Raw genomic sequence first — 622 nt, forward strand, 5'->3', positions numbered from 1 at the left:
CGGGGTACGGGGGGGGGGGGGGGCCCCCCGCCGCGCGTGGTGCTCGCCGGTGCGTGCGCGGACGAGGAGGAACGGGCCGGCGATCTCGCGCGAGCTCTCGAGGACGCCACCACGGCGGATACCTGAGGCCGTGGCCCCGACAACGGATCCGGGGCCACGGCACCGACGTACCACGGGCGGGACGGCCACACCGCCGTCGCGGCGGTCCTCTCCGCTGGGGTTCCGCCGCTCTTCGAGTGCTCCTCGTTCGAGGTCGTACATCTTGGGCTGTGTCACGGGTGACCTCGCCCGGTCTCTGACGCCCTTCGTGCTTTGGGCCGCAACCATCAGGAGAGCCATGTCCCGTCGTCTGTTCACCTCGGAATCCGTGACCGAGGGTCACCCCGACAAGATCGCCGATCGGATCAGCGACACCATCCTCGATGCGCTGCTGAGCCAGGACCCCACCTCGCGCGTCGCGGTGGAGACCCTGATCACCACCGGTCAGGTGCACATCGCCGGTGAGGTCACCACCACGGCCTACGCCCCGATCGCCCAACTCGTGCGCGACGCCATCCTCGACATCGGCTACGACTCCTCGGCCAAGGGCTTCGACGGCGCCTCCTGCGGTGTCTCGGTGTCC

At 70.3% G+C, this 622-nt stretch carries 1 protein-coding gene; it reads left to right on the forward strand.

The genetic code is table 11. The features are described from left to right. Positions 1-337 precede the first annotated feature (337 nt). Positions 338-622: S-adenosylmethionine synthetase N-terminal domain-containing protein (locus tag TN53_RS41715; protein ID WP_046264113.1), on the forward strand; the 285-nt coding region annotated here is incomplete at its 3' end.

The organism is Streptomyces sp. WM6386, assembly GCF_000972385.1.
In the GTDB taxonomy this organism is placed as follows: Bacteria; Actinomycetota; Actinomycetes; order Streptomycetales; family Streptomycetaceae; genus Streptomyces.